The sequence below is a fragment of the Thiohalophilus sp. genome, from assembly GCF_046483665.1.
Classification (GTDB): domain Bacteria; phylum Pseudomonadota; class Gammaproteobacteria; order UBA6429; family Thiohalophilaceae; genus Thiohalophilus.
Genome location: NZ_JAWOCR010000045.1, coordinates 1 through 2,890 on the forward strand (window position 1 = coordinate 1; position 2,890 = coordinate 2,890).

Annotated in this window: 1 protein-coding gene and 1 pseudogene; both read right to left on the bottom strand. The window is 52.8% G+C overall.

What is annotated here, in order from left to right; all coding sequences use genetic code 11:
- Positions 1-555 (bottom strand): annotated as a pseudogene (locus tag R6U90_RS10085) (glycosidase); the annotation flags it as partial.
- A gap of 5 nt (positions 556-560) precedes the next feature.
- Complete coding sequence (locus R6U90_RS10090; RefSeq protein WP_410352563.1) at positions 561-2,837, bottom strand: glycosyltransferase family 4 protein; 2,277 nt, start codon at positions 2,835-2,837, stop codon at positions 561-563.
- Between the last annotated feature and the right edge of the window lie 53 nt (positions 2,838-2,890).

A 2,890-nucleotide genomic window follows, 5' to 3' on the forward strand; every position in this document is an offset into this window, starting at 1 on the left:
CTTGTGACTACCCCAGTGCCGCAAGTCTGGCGAGTAGGACAGCCACATATGCGCCCCCGATCCACTGACTGGGCGATGGATCAATACCCAATGGTCGCCAATTCGATGTGGAAACAAGGCAGCATCCTTATCCTCCGGCGCCATAATCATGCCATAACGTTCGAAGGCATAGAAATCATCTGTGAGCGCAAGCGCCACCCCTGGACCGCTACTGGAGAAGGCGGTATAAACGACAACATACTTTTTTATTTCAGAGACATAGGTGATGCGCGGGTCTTCAATACCCCACAGTTCTTCAGGGTAGTTATCTGCATCAGGCATAAGAGTAGGCTGTCTATCAATTTCCCAGCCATCTATACCATTAGCGGAGCGGGCAGCGCACAAGTGCGAAAGTCCGCTGCGATCTTCGACACGACACAGCAGCAGAGTGGTTCCGTCATGTAGCAACGTCGCACCGGGGTTGAACACGCTATTGACCGGATAAGGCCAATCGGCCGCGGTCAGTATGGGATTGTGTTCATGACGTTTGAAAAGCTCAAGGTGTTGATTATTCATTAGCTTTAGCTTTGGTCCTCCAGGGCAATAAAAGTCTCAGCTAGACGCAGTTCCAGCAGCGCCTGGAGAAAGGCCAGTGTCGATTCTGCGCCCTGATTTTCGTTCACGCGATCGGGATGCAGACCGTCTCGACAACCTCCAGTCGTCGGATCATACACCGGCAAATCCAGGCTATTATGGCCAAGAAACCATTCAAAGACGCGGCGGGCCTCCTTACGCCAGCGGTCATCGAGCGTGATCTGGTAGGCTGCGAGACAGGCGGAGATCATCGTCTGTGCTTCCACCGGCTGTTGATCGAATATGGCCCGTTTACCACCCTGCGGATAAAAACCATTGGAGCCGATAGGAACGTAATACCTCCTGTCTGAGTGCTGTAGATTGGCCAACCAACTTAGCGATTCCAATCCAGCTTCGGTCATGGAGGGATTGGACATCGCATGGCCACAGAGGAGTACTGCATGTGGTAACGCGGCGTTGCAATAGGTCAGCCGGTCTTCATACCAGCGCCATTCATCTGAATTATGGCTCTGATACAACATCAGCAGCCGCTCGGATAATTCCTCGCGGACATGGTTTGCCCGGCTATCACCGGAAAATCGATGCAGGTATTCCTGGATTCCCATGATCGCGAAAGCCCAGGCGCGAGGACTGGTTGTTTCAAGAATAGGAGGCAAGGCTTGTTCGAATACCCATCCTGCCATACTGTGCAAGGCCGCTACGTTCGAGCGGCCTAACACGGTGCCTAACGCCCACAACGTGCGTCCATGACTGTCGTCAGAACCGACTTCTTCCAACCAGTGGCGCTGGTAATCCATAAAGTTACGGAAGCGTCCGTTTGCAGTATTGAAGGCATACCAGATAAAGGCGAGATAACGGGAGCCCAGTTCTAGGGCCTCTTTGTTACCCAGGGCTTCCATGAGAGCACTCACCATCAACGCGCGGGCATTGTCGTCGACTGTATAGCCTTCGCGATAGTTGGGTACCGTGAAAATGGCGTGCTGCAAGATGCCGGTTCCGTCCGTCATATGATGCAAGTGGTCCAGCTTGAGAGGCGGCAGTTCACCCGGGCGTTTGTCCAGAGGCTTAACAGCGAAGCCCGGGTGAGTAAAATGACGGCGCTTCGCGCGTGCACTTTCAAAACTCTCCATATAACGTTTCGCTACGTGCGGCCAGATCATCTCTCTCCCAAACACATAGGCCCGCTTGCGCATGGCATGACGCTCGGACTCGTTATCTAATAGGTTAATCACGTGATCGGCCAGAGCTGCTGAGTCTCGGAACGGCACTAGCACTCCCCGTCCTTCAGCAAGCATCTCTTCCGCATACCAGTATGGTGTCGAAATCACCGCCTTGCCCGCTCCCAGGGCATAGGCGAGTGTGCCGGAGGTGATTTGTGCTTCATTGAGATAGGGTGTAATGTAAATATCCGCGGCACTGATGAATTCAACGAGCTTTTCCAAACTGATAAAGCTGTTGTAGAAGATAACCTGACCGTCCACGCCTTTTTCCTGAGCCAGCCATTGCAGTGACAGCCTGTATGCTTCCCCCTCATTCAGCAATACTTGGGGGTGGGTCGCGCCGAGGACGAGGTAGACCACATTCGGGTGCTGGGCTAAAATGGCGGGCATAGCGGCGATGACGTTTTCGAAGCCTTTACTCGCCGAAAGCAAGCCAAAGCTCAGCAGGACGGTTTTGCCTTCTACTCCAAACAGGTCTTTGTAGAAACTTGGATCCGCAAAAGGCACATCAGGGATCCCGTGCGGGATCAGATCAATCTTCTCCGGTGGTACGCTATAGACCCCATTCAGAAATTCCGCGCCGCGCTTACTCATAACAACCAGTCGATCAGATAAAGCCGCGATTTCTTTCAACACCCGCTTCTGATCGGGGTCGGGGTCGCATAGGATGGTGTGAAGTGTCGTGACAATGGGCATTCTCAATTCTCGTAGTAGCACCAGGATGTGGCTGCCCGCAATTCCGCCGAAAATACCGTACTCGTGTTGCAGCGATACGAGGTCGACATTACTGATGTTCAGGAAGTCAGCCGCGCGGCGATAGGAATCAACATCCTTCTCTGTGAGTTCAAACCGAACACGGGACGGATAGTCATAACCGATCTCGATATCATTGACCGGTAGAGCAATACAGGTCTTCTGCGGATATTGAGTGGCGATGGCCTCACACAAATCGGTGGTAAATGTGGCGATGCCACACTGGCGCGGCGAGTAATTACCGACGAATGCAACGCGTTTGAGTTTTGAATCGGTTGAATCGTGATTCATACCGAATATCTCCTTCTGGAAACCCCCGTCTCCTATTTATTGTCTTTTGGGTC

Bases quoted from the DNA above. Each gene is read 5' to 3' on its own strand.
- R6U90_RS10090 (WP_410352563.1), bottom strand. From the start codon at position 2,837: ATGAATCACGATTCAACCGATTCAAAACTCAAACGCGTTGCATTCGTC.